Consider the following 13321-nt stretch of genomic DNA (forward strand, 5'->3'; position numbering starts at 1 on the left):
ACTGTCGTGGTCCAGTCTGTGACGTGGATGACAACCGCCGTCGCCTTGGCGGGCGTCCTTTCGCTTGCGCCACAGGCGGCGAAGGCGGAGCCGCAGGCCATCCGGCTGGAAACCTTGGATCGATCCGTTGTCGCCACGCCGATGGCGGACGGAGGCGTGTTCGTTCAATGGCGACTGAGCGCCTCCGACCCTGCGCGGGCGCGCTTCGAGGTGTTTAGGGACGGCGTTCGCCTTGGGCGGACGACATCGACCGATCCGACTGGATGGCGCGATCCGTCCGGCGATCTCAGCGCCCGCTACGCCGTGCGTCTGACGGGCGAAAGGCAGGACGCCGTCGCGCAGAACCTGGCTGACGGCTATCTGACCATTCCGTTGGACCGCCCCGCTGGCGGCGTTACGCCCGACGGCGTCGCCTATGACTACGAGGCCAATGACGGGACGGTCGGCGATCTGGATGGCGACGGGCGCTATGAGATCATCCTGAAATGGCAACCGACAAACGCCAAGGACAACGCCTTCGCCGGCTTCACCGGCCCCACGCTGATCGACGCCTATACGTTGGACGGCCGGCGGCTTTGGCGCATCGACCTGGGTCGCAACATCCGTTCGGGCGCCCACTACACCCAGATGGTCGTGCAGGACTTCGACGGCGACGGACGGGCCGAGGTCGTGCTGAAGACCGCGGATGGCACGATCGACGGCGCCGGTCGGATGATTGGCGACGCCGAAGCCGACTGGCGCGAAGACGGCGGCGAAATCCCCAGCCATGATCGCACGGGCGCCGAGCGCAAGGCGGACGGAAGCCTGGCGGCCGGTCTGGTCGGCCGCATCCTTTCGGGGCCGGAGTTCATCACCGTCTTCGACGGCCGCACCGGCGCGGCCCTGGCCAGCGCGCCCTATGTCCCGTCGCGCGGTCGGGCGGGCGATTCGGCGACCGCTGAAGAGATGGCGGCCATCTGGGGGGACGGCTATGGCAATCGGTCCGAGCGGTATCTGGGCGGCGCGGCCTATCTGGACGGGCGTCTGCCCAGCATCGTCATGGCCCGCGGCTATTACGCACGCACCGTGGTCGCCGCATGGGACTGGCGCGACGGGCGGCTGAGCCAGCGCTGGGTCTTCGACAGCGACACGGCGCCCGAAGGCTACGCCGGTCAGGGCAATCACCAGTTCAGCGTCGCCGACGTGGACGGCGACGGCCGTCAGGAGATCATTTACGGCGCCATGGCGCTGGATGACGACGGAACGCCGCTGTGGACCACGCGGCTGGGCCACGGCGACGCCATGCACGTCGGCGACCTGGACCCGACCCGTCCGGGGCTTGAGAAGTTCGGGGTGCATGAAAACGTCGTCGGCAATGGCGGCGTCGGTTCGGCCATGGTCGACGCCCGCACCGGCGAAGTCCTGTGGCGCACAGCCGGACAGCAGGATGTCGGGCGCGGCGTCGCCATCGACATCGATCCGCGCTATCCGGGCGCCGAGATCTGGGCGTCGAACAGCAACGATCTGTATTCGGCGGACGGCCGGGTCATCTCCCACACCCGCCCGCAGCAGATGAATTTCGGCATCTGGTGGGACGGCGACGGCTTGCGCGAACTGCTGGACGGCACGCGCATCTTCAAATGGGACTGGGAGAACCAGCGATCCATCCCCCTGCTGAGCGCCGAGGGCGCAGCCTCCAACAACGGCACCAAGGCCAATCCGGTTCTGGTCGCCGACATCCTGGGCGACTGGCGTGAAGAGGTGATCTGGCGCACGGCCGACAGTTCGGCGCTGCGCATCTATGTGACCCCGCACCCGACCCCCTTGCGTCATGCCACCCTGATGCACGACGCCCAGTATCGCTCGCAGGTGTCTGGTCAGAACTCGGCCTATAATCAGCCGTCGCACCCCAGCTTCGCCTTCGACGCGCCCCTGGGTCAGGGCCGGTGAGCCTGAGCCGACGCCTCGCCCTGCTGGGCGCCGCCGGTCTGGCGGCGGGATGCGCCACCGCACCCCGTATCGGCTCCAAGACCGGGCCCCGGCGGCTCTACGCCGACGACTTCCGACGCGGGCTAGACCAGTGGCTGATCGAGCTGGAGCAGGGGCGCGGTACGGTCAGCGCGGCGGACGGGGTCATGACCTTCGACGTGCCGCTGGGCGCCAGCGCCTGGTTCAGGCGAGAACTGACCTCGCCGGTCGAGATCCGCTTCACCGCGATGGCCGTGTCGGCGGACGGCGCCCATGATCGCGTCAGCGACCTGAACTGCTTCTGGATGGCCGACGATCCACGCAGTCCCGGCGATCTGCTGGCCCGCCCGCGCTCGGGCGCCTTCGCCGATTATGACGTGATGCGGACCTATTATGTCGGGCTCGGCGGCAACTCGAACACCTCCTCGCGTTTCCGTCGCTATGTCGGGAACGGAGAACGGCCGCTGCTGCCCCAGCACGATCTGTCGGCGCCGGACGATCTGATCGTCGCCAACCGCCCCTACCGCATCCGCCTGATCGCCGATGGCGGCCGTATCGAATACTGGCGCGACGATCGGCGCCTGTTCGCCCTGGACGACCCCGCCCCCTATCGCCGCGGCTGGTTCGCCCTGAGGACCACCTGGAATCACATGACCGTCCGGGACTTCTCCGTCTGGACCGTCGCCTGATCGCCCGCCTGAGGAACCCATGAAGAAGCAAGCTCTGATCCTGGCGCTGGCCCTTTCGGCCCTCGCCCCCGGCGCCCAGGCGCAGAACCATTGGGCGCGAAGCTGGAACGCCTCGCCCCTGGCCGCCGCGCCCGACCGCCGCCCGCCGACGCTGAAGGATGTCACGGTCCGCCAGGTGGTCCGCGTCAGCGCGGGCGGCGAACGGTTCCGACTGCGGCTGACAAACGAATACGGCCTGACCGCCGCGCGGATCGGACGGGTGCGGATCGTGCAGTTAGCCGATGACGGCGCCCCCGTCCCCGGCGCGGCGCGCGACCTGACCTTCGACGGCGCGGCGGGCGCCCTGCTGGCCCCGGAGGCGCCCCTGCTCAGCGATCCGGTCGATCTTGCCCTGCCTGCGCTAAGCCGTCTGTCGATCAGCCTCTATCTGCCTGATGAGGTCGCCGATCCCACCATACATCTGCTGGGCCTGTCGTCCGCCTGGATCGCGCCGGGCGATCAGACGGCGGCCGCCGAATTGACCGACCCGACCCTGGTGACGCAGCGGCTGCTGATCTCGGGCGTCGATGTCGAGCGGGCCGAAGCGGGCCGGGTGATCGTGACCCTGGGCGATTCCATCACCGACGGCGCCAACGGCACGCGCGACGCCGACCGGCGCTGGCCCGACCTGCTGGCGCGCCGTTTGCAGGCGGCGGGCCTGACCTCGGTGGCTGTCGCCAACGCAGGCATTTCGGGCAACCGCATCCTGAAGCCAAAGCCCGGTCTGGGGGTGGCGGCGTTGGCGCGATTCGACCGCGATGTTCTGGCCCTGCCGGGCGCGACGGATGTGATCGTGCTGGAGGGCGTCAACGACTTCGGCATGGCCTGGCGCGATCATGATCCGCAGCCGCCGACCCCGGCCGATCTGATCGCGGGCTACCGCCAGATGATCGCCCGCGCCCATGCCGCCGGCCTGAAGATCAGGCTGGCGACCATCCTGCCGTTCAAGGACGCCAACTACTGGTCCGAACAGGGCGAGGCGACCCGCCAGGCCGTCAATACCTGGATACGTGCAAACACAGAGGCGGACGGCCTCATCGACTTCGACGCCGTGATGCGCGACCCCGCCCAGCCGCTGAAACTGGCCGCCGCCTATGACAGCGGCGACCATCTGCACCCCAATGACGCGGGCTTCCGCGCCATGGCCGACGCCATCGACCTGACGCCCTATCGATGAGAAGCGGCTGGCGGTCTGACGCGGGTCAGATCGCCAGCATCTCGCGAGTCATGCCCGCGACCGACTTCGCCCCGGTCAGGGTCATGGCCACGCGCATTTCCTTTTCGAACAGGTCCAGCAGGTTTTCGACGCCCGCCTGACCGTTCGCCGCCAGCGCATAGATGAAGGCCCGGCCCAGCAGGACCGCGTCAGCGCCCAGCGAGATCGCCCGCACCACGTCCAGCCCGTTGCGGACGCCCGAATCCACCAGGATCTTCAGGTCGCCCTTCACCGCATCGGCTATGGCGGGCAGAGCGCGGGCAGACGACAAGACCCCGTCCAGCTGCCGTCCGCCGTGGTTCGACACCACGATGCCGTCGGCGCCGAAACTGACGGCGTCGCGGGCGTCCTGCGGATCAAGCACGCCCTTGATGATCATCGGCCCGTCCCAGAAGTCGCGGATCCATTGCAGGTCCTTCCATGAAATCGACGGATCGAAATTGTTGGCCAGCCAGCCGATATAGTCGGCCAATCCCGTCGGCTTGCCCAGATAGGCAGACACATTGCCCAGGTCGTGCGGGCGGCCATTCAACCCTACGTCCCAGGCCCAGGCGGGATGGGTCATGGCCTGGACCATCCGGCGCATCTCGGCGTTGGGGCCGCTCATGCCCGAATGGGCGTCGCGGTAGCGGGCGCCGGGGGTGGGCATGTCGACCGTGAAGACCAGGGTCTTCACCCCCGCCGCCCTGGCGCGCTCCAAAGCATTCTTCATGAAACCCCGGTCGCCCAGCACATAGAGTTGGAACCACATGGGCCGGTCGATGGCGGGCGTCACCTCCTCGATCGGGCAGACCGAAACGGTGGACAGGATGAAGGGAACCCCGCGCGACGCCGCCGCCCTGGCCGCCTGCACCTCGCCACGCCGGGCGTACATGCCGGTCAGGCCGACCGGCGCCAGGATGATGGGCAGGCGCAGGGTTTCGTCGAACAGTTTCGTCTCAAGGCTGAGGCTGGTCATGTCCTGCAGCACACGCTGGCGCAGGGCGATGGCCTGCCAGTCCTCGACGTTGCGCCTCAGCGTCTGTTCGGCGTAGGCGCCGCCGTCGATGTAGTGGAACAGGAAAGGCGGCAGCTTGCGCCGCGCGGCCTCGCGATAATCGCCGGGCGAGGAGATGATCACGCGCCTGTCCTACTGGAAGTTGGCGAAGGCGCCGCCGTCGACCAGCAGGGCCGCGCCGGACATGTAGGACGCCATGTCCGAGGCCAGGAAGGCGACGACGGAGGCGATGTCCTCGGGTCGCCCCAGGCGGCCCAGCGGAATGCGACCCTCCATATATTCGCGCTTCTTCGGATCGGCGAGGTCGTCCTTGTTGATGTCGGTGGCGATGGTGCCGGGCAGGACAGAGTTGCAGCGAACGCCGTAACGACCCATGGCGACGGCGCAGGACTGCATCAGGCTGTGCACCCCCGCCTTGGTCGGGGTGTAGTGGGTCTGCATCTCGCCGCCGACCAGGGCCGAGATCGAGCTGATCGCCACGATGGCGCCGCCGTCCCCCTGCTTCACCATCTGATTGGCCGCCGCCTGCACCATGTAATAGGCGCCGTGCAGATTAACCTCCATCGTGCGGCGCAGGGTCTCGACCGGCATGTCGAGGAAGGCGTGGAACGGGCAGATGCCGGCGTTGGAGACGAAGACGTCCACCCGGCCGAGCGCCTGCACCGCCGCGGCGACGAAGACTGCGGCGCTTTCCGGCTGGGCCACGTCGCCGTCGATGGCGATGGCGTGGCGGCCCAGCGCCTCGATCTCGGCGACCACCTCGGCGGCGGCGGCATCGTCCCGGAAGGTGTTGATGGCGACGTCGGCGCCTTGGCGCGCGGCCTCGATCGCCGTCGCCCGCCCGATGCCCCGCGATGCGCCCGTGATCAGGACGACCTTGTTCTCAAGCAGCATGGGGGCTCCGGCGATGGTTCGGTTTCAGGGTTTGGGCGACCAGCCCAGGTCGGCGCTGATCGCGTCGGCGGCCTCGGTCACCGTCTTGGTCAGTTCGGTCATCCGGGCGTCGGACATATATTGGGCGGCCGAGGAGACGCTGAGGGCGGCGACGATCTGGCCGTTCACCGAACGGATCGGAGCGGCGACGCAGCGAATCTGGTCCTCGTTCTCTTCAAGGTCGAAGGCGTAGCCCTTCTGGGCATAGCCATGCATCCGCTCCAGCCAGACGGCGCGGGCCGACGAGTCAAAGGCGGCGCCCGGCTCGGCGTAGAAGTCGATCCACTCCGGCTCGGTCTTGTCCAGGATCAGCGCCTTGCCCAGGCCGGTAGAGGCGATGGGGTGACGTTCGCCCAGGCGCGAGCCGATGTTGATGCGCCGGCGCCCCGCCACCTTGTCCAGATAAAGCGCATGACGCCCGTCCAGCACGCCCAGATGCACTGTGTCGTCGGTCTGGGCCGACAGTTGCTCCAGCCACGGGCGGGCCACGCGCGGCAGATGCATCTGCTGGCTGGCGGCATGGCCCAGCTCAAGCAGTTTGGGACCGAGGGAATAGCCCTCGCGCGGGCGGAACGACAGCAGCCGCCGCTCGACCAGGGCCGAGGCCAGACGGTGGGTCGTGCTGCGCGTCAGCTCCAGCTTTTCGGACAGTTCGGCCAGGGGCAGGGAGCCGTCGATCAGGGCGTCGATGACGTCCAGACCCCGCAGCAGGGTCTGGCTGCCGGACGCCTTGGCGCCGATCTCTTCATCTCCATCGACCTGTGCGGTCTTCATTGACGGCGTTCGTCCCATTTCGTAATCCTCATTCTCAGAATGTAGCAAAACGCGCAAGTCGCTCCGTCACACGAGCCTGACTTTGACGCCATGCACGGAGGAACGCCAGTGAAATCCCGCATTATGGGAGCGAATCGCCAATCACTGGTGATGACGCGATGAGCCGCCTGCCCCGCATCAAACACGTCCGCGCCTTCGTCGTGAAGAACGATGGCGCAGGTGGCGGCGCCGACTATCACGATCAGGGCGACGGTCACTGGATCGACGATCATATCACCACCCCCATGGCGAAATACCCCGAGTACCGCCAGAGCCGCCGCAGCTTCGGCATCAATGTGCTGGGCACCTTGGTTGTCGAGATCGAGGCCGAGAACGGCGTGGTCGGGTTTGCGGTCACGACCGGCGGCGAACCGGCGGCCTATATCGTCGAGAAGCATCTGGCCCGCTTCCTGGAGGGCCGCGATCCGTCCGAGGTCGAGAAGATCTGGGACCAGATGTATTTCTCCACCCAGTATTACGGCCGCAAGGGTCTGGTGGTGAACGCCATCTCCGGCGTCGATCTGGCGCTGTGGGACTTGCTGGGCCGCCTGCGGCAGGAGCCGGTCTTCGCCATGCTGGGCGGTCCGGTTCGTGACGAACTGACCTTCTACGCCACCGGCGCCCGTCCCGACAAAGCCAAGGAGCTGGGCTTCATCGGCGGCAAGATGCCGCTGCACCACGGCCCGGCCGAGGGCGAGGAAGGCCTGCGCAAGAACCTCGCCGAGCTGGAGGCCATGCGCAACGCCTGCGGCGACGACTTCTGGCTGATGTTCGACTGCTGGATGGCGCTGGACCTGAACTACGCCACCCGCCTGGCGCACGAGGCCCACAAGCTGGGTCTGAAGTGGATCGAGGAGGCGCTCAGCCCCGACGACTACTGGGGCTATCAGGCGCTGAAGAAGAACGCCCCCAAGGGGATGCTGGTCACGACCGGCGAGCATGAGGCCACCCGCTGGGGCTTCCGCATGCTGCTGGAGATGGAATGCTGCGACATCATCCAGCCCGACGTGGGCTGGTGCGGCGGGGTCACCGAACTGATCAAGATCTCCGCCATGGCCGACGCCAAGGGCGTGCTGATGATCCCGCACGGCTCATCGGTCTATTCCTACCACTTCGTGGTGACGCGCCATAACAGCCCGTTCGCGGAGTTCCTGATGATGGCCCCCGGCGCCGACGAGGTCGTGCCCATGTTCCATCCGCAACTGATCGGCGAACCCGTTCCGGTGAATGGCCGCCTGAAGGTGCCGGATGCGCCCGGTTTCGGCGTCGAGTTGAACCGCGACATCGCCCTGCAGCGCCCCTACGCGCGTTAAGACGAAAGCCCTTCCCCCACCATGAAACTGCTGCGTTACGGCCCCAGGGGCCAGGAAAAGCCGGGCACGCTGGATACTGAGGGGCGCATCCGCGACCTGTCGGGCCACATCGCCGACATCACCCCGGACCAACTGCATGGCCCTGCGCTCGAGGCGCTGAAGGCCATCGACCCGACCACCCTGCCCCTGGTCGAGGGCCGGCCCCGCTATGGCGTGCCGATAAACGGCGTGCGCAAATTCCTGGCCATCGGCCTGAACTTCGCCGACCACGCGGCCGAATCCAACCTGCCGATCCCGGCCGAGCCGGTGCTGTTCACCAAGGCCGTCACCTGCCTGAACGGGCCGAACGACGACGTGGTCATTCCGCGCGGGTCCGAGAAGACCGACTGGGAGGTCGAACTGGGCGTCGTCATCGGCAAGCCCGCCTCCTATGTGACCACGGAAGAGGCCCTGGATCACGTCGCTGGCTATGTGCTGATCAACGACGTGTCCGAGCGCGCCTATCAGACCGAGCGCGGCGGCACCTGGGACAAGGGCAAGGGCTGCGACACCTTCGGCCCCGTCGGCCCCTGGCTGGTCACGACCGACGAGGTCGGCGACGTCCAGAACCTGGACATGTGGCTGGACCTGAACGGCAAGCGCATGCAGACCGGCAACACCCGCACCATGATCTTCGGCGTCGCCGAGATCGTGTCCTATCTGTCAGAGTTCATGACGCTGGAGCCCGGCGACCTGATCACCACCGGCACCCCGCCTGGCGTGGGTCTGGGCCAGAAGCCGCCCCTTTATCTGAAGGCGGGCGACACGGTGCGTCTGGGCATCCAGAAGCTGGGCGAACAGGGCCAGACCTTCGTGGAGTGGACCCGATGAGCGCCTATCGGGACCGGTTCGCGGGCCGCACCGCCGTCGTCACCGGCGGGGCCTCGGGCCTGGGCAAGGCCGCCGCCGCCCGCATCGTCGCCGAAGGCGGCAGGGTGGTGCTGTGGGACCTGAACGCCCAGGCGCTGACCGCCGCCGCCGCCGAGGTCGGGGCCGCCCATGTGATCGCCCTGGACGTCGCCGACCCTGACGCCGTCGCCGCCGCCGCCGAGGCCTCGGCCCAGGCGCTGGACGGCCGCATCGACATCCTGGTCGCCTCGGCCGGCATCACCGGCGCCACCGTGCCGGTGCAGGACTTCCCCGTCGACAGCTGGAAGCGCGTGGTCGACATCAATCTGAACGGCGTCTTCTACTGCTGCCGCGCCGTCGTGCCCTTCATGCTGGCCAACGGCTATGGCCGCATCGTCAACGTCGCCTCGGTCGCGGGCAAGGAAGGCAATCCCAACGCATCCGCCTATTCCGCCTCCAAGGCCGGGGTGATCGGCTTCACCAAGTCGCTGGGCAAGGAGTTGGCCGGCAAGGGCGTCGTCGCCAACAGCCTGACCCCCGCCACCTTCGAAAGCCCCATCCTGGAACAGCTGCCCCAGAGCCAGGTCGACTACATGCGCTCCAAGATCCCCATGGGCCGCCTCGGCGAGGTCGACGAAAGCGCCGCTATGGTCTGCTTCATGGCCTCCGAGGAATGCAGCTTCACAACCGCCTCCACCTTCGACACCTCCGGCGGAAGAACGACGTACTAAGGACGCAGCCGTGGCCCACGACCTCCGCATCGTCGACAGCCATGTCCACCTGTGGGACCTGTCGCGCGCCCGCTACGATTGGCTTCAGGACGATCCCCTGCCGAACAATCCGGCGGGGGACATGAGCCCCATCGCCCACCGGAACTATCTGCTGGACGACTATCTGGCCGATACGGCGGGCTGGCGCGTGGACAAGATCGTCCATGTCGAGGCTGGCCAGCCCATCGGTCGGCAGTTGGCCGAGACCGACTGGCTGCAATCCATCGCTGACCAGCGCGGCTACCCCCACGCCATCGTCGCCGGCGCCGACCTGCTGGATCCCGACCTGGACGCCCTGCTGGAAGCCCAGGCGGCGCGTCCGAACGTGCGCGGCGTGCGCCAGATCGTCTGCTGGCACGAAGACCCACTGAAGACCTACACCGACCGCGATCTGCTGCGCGATCCCAAATGGGTCGAGGGTTTCGCCAAGCTGGCCCGACACGGCCTGTCGTTCGACCTCCAGCTCTATCCGTCGCAGATGGCGACCGCCGCCATCATCGCCGCCCGCCATCCCGACATTCCGATGATCGTCAATCACGCCGGTCTGCCGACCGACCGCAACGACATCGGCATGGAGCGTTGGCGGATCGGCCTGCGCCTGCTGGCCGCCCAGCCCCAGGTCTCGATCAAGATTTCGGGCCTTGGCATCACCGACCGCGCCTGGACGCCCGACAGCATCCGCCCGACCTTCCTCGAGTGCATCGACGCCTTTGGAACCGAGCGCGCCATGTTCGCCTCGGACTTCCCGGTCGAAAGCGTCCACGGAACCTTCGACGCCTTCTATTCCGCCTTCGACGCCATCACCGCCGACTTCTCGCCCAACGAGCGAGACCGCCTGTTCGCGGGCAACGCCGAGGCGATCTACCGCCTCTGACCTCGCCGCTATGTGGCGGTCAGGGCCTGTAGCCCAGACGCGCCGCCGCCTCCTCCAGACTGTCGCCGATCAGGGCCAGGTTTTCGATGGCCGCCAAACTCCATTGCGCCGCGTCGTTGGTCGACACCTGCGCGTCCTCTTGGATGGGACGCAGAACATCCACGCCGCCCACGGGCATCGAACGGGCGCCCAGCAGCGCCTGCAGCTTGGCCGGATCTTTGCCCAGAAACTCGCTCCAGGCCCGTTGCGCCAGGGCGGGGTCGCCTTCCTTATTGGCTGCATAGGCGGTCAGGCGTGAGTGCGCCTCGGTCAGCGACCGGCCCCTGGGCGCCTGGCCCAGCAGGCCGGCGATCTCGTTGTCCGGCGCGTTGTAGTAGCGGCAGTATTCCAGCCAGGCGGCGCGATAGGACGGCACATCCAGCAGGTCCAGCAGTTCGGCGTTCATCTCCGCCACGCCGAAGACGGCGTTCAGATGCGACACGGCGACATAATCGCCCTGCCCCTGATAGCGGCCGGTGGCCAGATCGAACGGCGCCTCTCCGGCGAACCAGCGGCGCTTCATGCCGCCGATGGTGGTCATGCCGTTGACGATCCGGTCGCGCCAGCGGCGGTCGCCCGTCCGCTCCCATTCCGTCAGCCAGGCCGAGATGAAGGCGCCCCATGAGGTGCCGAAGCCGGACACCACCTGCCCCTCGGGGACGGCGCGTCCCGGCGCGGGCGGCAGCTTGCGTGAGATGTCGACGTTCTGAAGCGCGTGGTCCGACTCGTTCAGTTCGCGCATCAGGTCCCCGACCCGCTCGTCCGCCGTCAGGAAATAGTAGATGCGGCGATAGGCGACGTTCGAGACGCGCGGCTGTTTGGACGAATCCGACCAGTGCTGCACCCCGTGGCGCGTGCCGAAGCCCTTGAACCGGCCCAGGTGATAGACGTCCACCTCGCCCGTGTGGCGCGTCATGGCCTCGGCCAGCTTGAACACATCGGCTCGGCCCGTCCGCAAGTAGCTGGTCCACAGCCACAGGTCGGTCGAAAGCTCTGAGTTGTCCCAGGCGTAGCCGCCGACGTCGTAGCGCCACATGTGGCGATCGGGGTCATAGGTGTGCATGACGTCGCCATAGGACCAGAACCCGTACCAGCGCCGCTGATCGACCTCCTGAATATAGTGGTCCAGCAGGTGGGTCAGCCGCCCCTCCAGCGCCGCGCGAACGGGCGTGGAGGCATCGGGCAGGGACCAGTCGCCGAACACGCCCGCCCTATGCATCCGCGCCGGCTCGACCGTCAGGCGCGCCGGATCGGCGATCTGTTCGGCCATGGCCGAGAAGTCCGCGTGCGAGGGCGTCCCGCCCAGGGCCCAGAGCGTCAGTTCCGAGGTGCGGGCGATGCCGTGGGCGTCGTCCCAGCCGGCCTCATAATCCTCATAGGTGATGTCCAGCCCGACCAGCTCCTCGGCCGTGGTGTCCATGCCGTTGGCGCTGCGATAGGGGCGCAGGTCCATGGCCGGGGCTTCCGGCGACCACATCCAGGCCGTCAGCTGCGCCGTGTCGGTATGGGCGTTGCGGATGTCCAGCGCGACCGGCGCGCGTTGCCAGAAGTCCTTCAGCCCCAGGGCGACCTCGCCCGAGGCGCCGCCGACATAGGCCAGGCCCCGGCTGCGCCTGCCCGCATTGGAATCGATCCAGGCATGGCCCTCGCTGGTCCGCTTGCGCAGGGTGAAGCCGTCGGGCGACAACTGGCTGAAGGCGAAATCGCCCCACTCAGGCACCCATTGCAGACCGTCGTTCTTGAGGATGTCGGGCAGGTCGGCGAAGGCCACGGCGCGGCCTTCGATCTGGGCCTGACGTACGGCGGGGGCCGGGTTGGCGCGTGTCCGCAGCCCCGTCAGCGTCCGCACCGCCTCGCCCCACACCCCCTCGCCCTCTCCGGCGAAACGGATGTGGCGGTTATAGCTTTCGTCGGTCATCGGCGTGTCGGCGACGACGCCCACCCCCCGGATGAAGTCGGTCTTCGGGTCGCCGTCGAAGATGAAGCTGTGGACGATCCGCACGCTGTCGGACCCGGCGTAGAAGTACAGCCGCACCGAGACCGGCAGCCACTCGCGCGTTCCATCGGTGTGAACGCCGTCCAGCTTGATCACCGCGCGTACGGGGCCGGACTGCTCGACCACAGCCTGACGGATGCGGACGCCGTAGCGCGAGGACTTCACCGCCCCGCCCTCTTCCAGTTCGGGCTTGTCTTGCGACAGGGCGACCAGGGACAGCTTGCCCACGACCGAACGGCCGCCGCGCGTCGCGCCGGAAACCAGGGCGTCGCCCGACTTCGGCACGCGCCATTCCAGATCGCCGACCGTGACGACGATCTGCTGGCCCCGATCGGCGACCCGCACCGGCTTGCCGGGCGCAGGCGAGACGCCGGGGGCCAGCGTCAGACCGTCCAGCGAAGCATCCCCGGTCACCGCATGGGCCGACCATTTCAGCGAACCATCCGGCCAATAGGCGATCGGCCAGGACTGGGCGGGGGTTGCGCGGCCCGATCCGTCGCGGATACTGAACGCCTGATTGGGGCGAAGGGCGCCGCGCGGCCACGGCACGCCGAAGGTCGCGCCCTCAAGCCGGGCAGGCTTATGGCCATCCAGCCAGCGAAGAGGCGTGGCGGGCGCGCCGCGGCGCGGTGCGGCCAAGGCGACGCCGGATACGGCCTGAGCGGCGGCGAGAGAGACGGCGCCCATCAGCAGGTGACGCCGCGAAGGTTGGAACGACATGTTCGACTCCCGCCGCCCCAGCGGCGCTTTACGCACTGAAGGAAAAACGGCCGCCGCCCCTAGAGGCGACGGCCGCGATCACCGAGA

Annotated in this window: 11 protein-coding genes; 7 read left to right on the plus strand and 4 right to left on the minus strand. The window is 67.9% G+C overall.

Going from position 1 to position 13321, the window contains the following annotated elements; genetic code table 11:
* The first annotated feature begins 27 nt into the window (after positions 1-27).
* Genes KZX42_RS05900 through KZX42_RS05910 form a run of 3 tightly spaced genes read left to right on the plus strand, consistent with a single transcriptional unit; the run spans position 28 to position 3852 of the window.
* A complete protein-coding gene (locus tag KZX42_RS05900) occupies positions 28-1929 on the plus strand; it encodes a rhamnogalacturonan lyase (RefSeq protein ID WP_248117952.1) in 1902 nt (633 codons plus the stop codon).
* Entirely contained in the window at positions 1926-2636 is a 711-nt protein-coding gene (locus KZX42_RS05905; protein WP_248117954.1) for a DUF6250 domain-containing protein, read from the plus strand. Before KZX42_RS05900 ends, KZX42_RS05905 begins: the two co-directional genes overlap by 4 nt.
* A gap of 19 nt (positions 2637-2655) precedes the next feature.
* A complete protein-coding gene (locus KZX42_RS05910) occupies positions 2656-3852 on the plus strand; it encodes an SGNH/GDSL hydrolase family protein (protein ID WP_248117956.1) in 1197 nt (398 codons plus the stop codon).
* 25 nt (positions 3853-3877) lie between these two features.
* On the opposite strand, the gene lldD is transcribed toward KZX42_RS05910, so the two are convergent.
* Genes lldD through KZX42_RS05925 form a run of 3 tightly spaced genes read right to left on the minus strand, consistent with a single transcriptional unit; the run spans position 3878 to position 6595 of the window.
* Positions 3878-5011 (minus strand): FMN-dependent L-lactate dehydrogenase LldD, encoded by a 1134-nt coding sequence (gene lldD / locus KZX42_RS05915; protein ID WP_248117958.1) that lies wholly within the window; start codon positions 5009-5011, stop codon positions 3878-3880.
* Positions 5012-5020: 9 nt separating this feature from the next.
* Complete coding sequence (locus KZX42_RS05920) at positions 5021-5782, minus strand: SDR family NAD(P)-dependent oxidoreductase (protein WP_248117959.1); 762 nt, start codon at positions 5780-5782, stop codon at positions 5021-5023.
* A gap of 24 nt (positions 5783-5806) precedes the next feature.
* Entirely contained in the window at positions 5807-6595 is a 789-nt protein-coding gene (locus KZX42_RS05925) for an IclR family transcriptional regulator (RefSeq protein ID WP_248117961.1), read from the minus strand.
* 158 nt (positions 6596-6753) lie between these two features.
* Here KZX42_RS05925 and rhmD point away from each other — a divergent pair, with 158 nt between their 5' ends.
* The 4 genes from rhmD to KZX42_RS05945 are packed head-to-tail and all read left to right on the plus strand — an operon-like array spanning position 6754 to position 10479.
* The gene (gene rhmD, locus KZX42_RS05930; protein WP_248117963.1) at positions 6754-7947 is read left to right on the plus strand and encodes an L-rhamnonate dehydratase; all 1194 of its coding nucleotides are present in this window, start codon (positions 6754-6756) and stop codon (positions 7945-7947) included.
* 21 nt (positions 7948-7968) lie between these two features.
* Complete coding sequence (locus KZX42_RS05935) at positions 7969-8817, plus strand: fumarylacetoacetate hydrolase family protein (protein ID WP_248117965.1); 849 nt, start codon at positions 7969-7971, stop codon at positions 8815-8817.
* Positions 8814-9566 carry an SDR family NAD(P)-dependent oxidoreductase gene (locus KZX42_RS05940; protein WP_248117967.1) on the plus strand — a complete coding sequence of 251 codons (753 nt, stop codon included), beginning with the start codon at positions 8814-8816 and terminating at the stop codon, positions 9564-9566. The genes KZX42_RS05935 and KZX42_RS05940 overlap by 4 nt, the downstream gene beginning before the upstream one ends.
* A 10-nt stretch (positions 9567-9576) precedes the next feature.
* Positions 9577-10479: an amidohydrolase family protein gene (locus tag KZX42_RS05945; protein ID WP_248117969.1), complete on the plus strand. Its 903-nt coding sequence runs from the start codon at positions 9577-9579 to the stop codon at positions 10477-10479.
* A 19-nt stretch (positions 10480-10498) separates the two neighbouring features.
* On the opposite strand, the gene KZX42_RS05950 is transcribed toward KZX42_RS05945, so the two are convergent.
* Positions 10499-13234 (minus strand): Tat pathway signal sequence domain protein, encoded by a 2736-nt coding sequence (locus KZX42_RS05950; protein WP_248117971.1) that lies wholly within the window; start codon positions 13232-13234, stop codon positions 10499-10501.
* Positions 13235-13321 lie beyond the last annotated feature (87 nt).

It is taken from the genome of Brevundimonas sp. EYE_349, from assembly GCF_023147505.1.
Taxonomy (GTDB): Bacteria; Pseudomonadota; Alphaproteobacteria; order Caulobacterales; family Caulobacteraceae; genus Brevundimonas.

Excerpts from the sequence above, each read along its gene's own strand:
- KZX42_RS05900 (WP_248117952.1), top strand. The coding sequence starts at position 28 with ATGACAACCGCCGTCGCCTTGGCGGGCGTCCTTTCGCTTGCGCCACAG.
- KZX42_RS05910 (WP_248117956.1), top strand. The coding sequence starts at position 2,656 with ATGAAGAAGCAAGCTCTGATCCTGGCGCTGGCCCTTTCGGCCCTCGCC.
- KZX42_RS05920 (WP_248117959.1), bottom strand. The coding sequence starts at position 5,782 with ATGCTGCTTGAGAACAAGGTCGTCCTGATCACGGGCGCATCGCGGGGC.
- KZX42_RS05925 (WP_248117961.1), bottom strand. The coding sequence starts at position 6,595 with ATGAAGACCGCACAGGTCGATGGAGATGAAGAGATCGGCGCCAAGGCG.
- rhmD (WP_248117963.1), top strand. The coding sequence starts at position 6,754 with ATGAGCCGCCTGCCCCGCATCAAACACGTCCGCGCCTTCGTCGTGAAG.
- KZX42_RS05935 (WP_248117965.1), top strand. The coding sequence starts at position 7,969 with ATGAAACTGCTGCGTTACGGCCCCAGGGGCCAGGAAAAGCCGGGCACG.
- KZX42_RS05940 (WP_248117967.1), top strand. The coding sequence starts at position 8,814 with ATGAGCGCCTATCGGGACCGGTTCGCGGGCCGCACCGCCGTCGTCACC.
- KZX42_RS05950 (WP_248117971.1), bottom strand. The coding sequence starts at position 13,234 with ATGTCGTTCCAACCTTCGCGGCGTCACCTGCTGATGGGCGCCGTCTCT.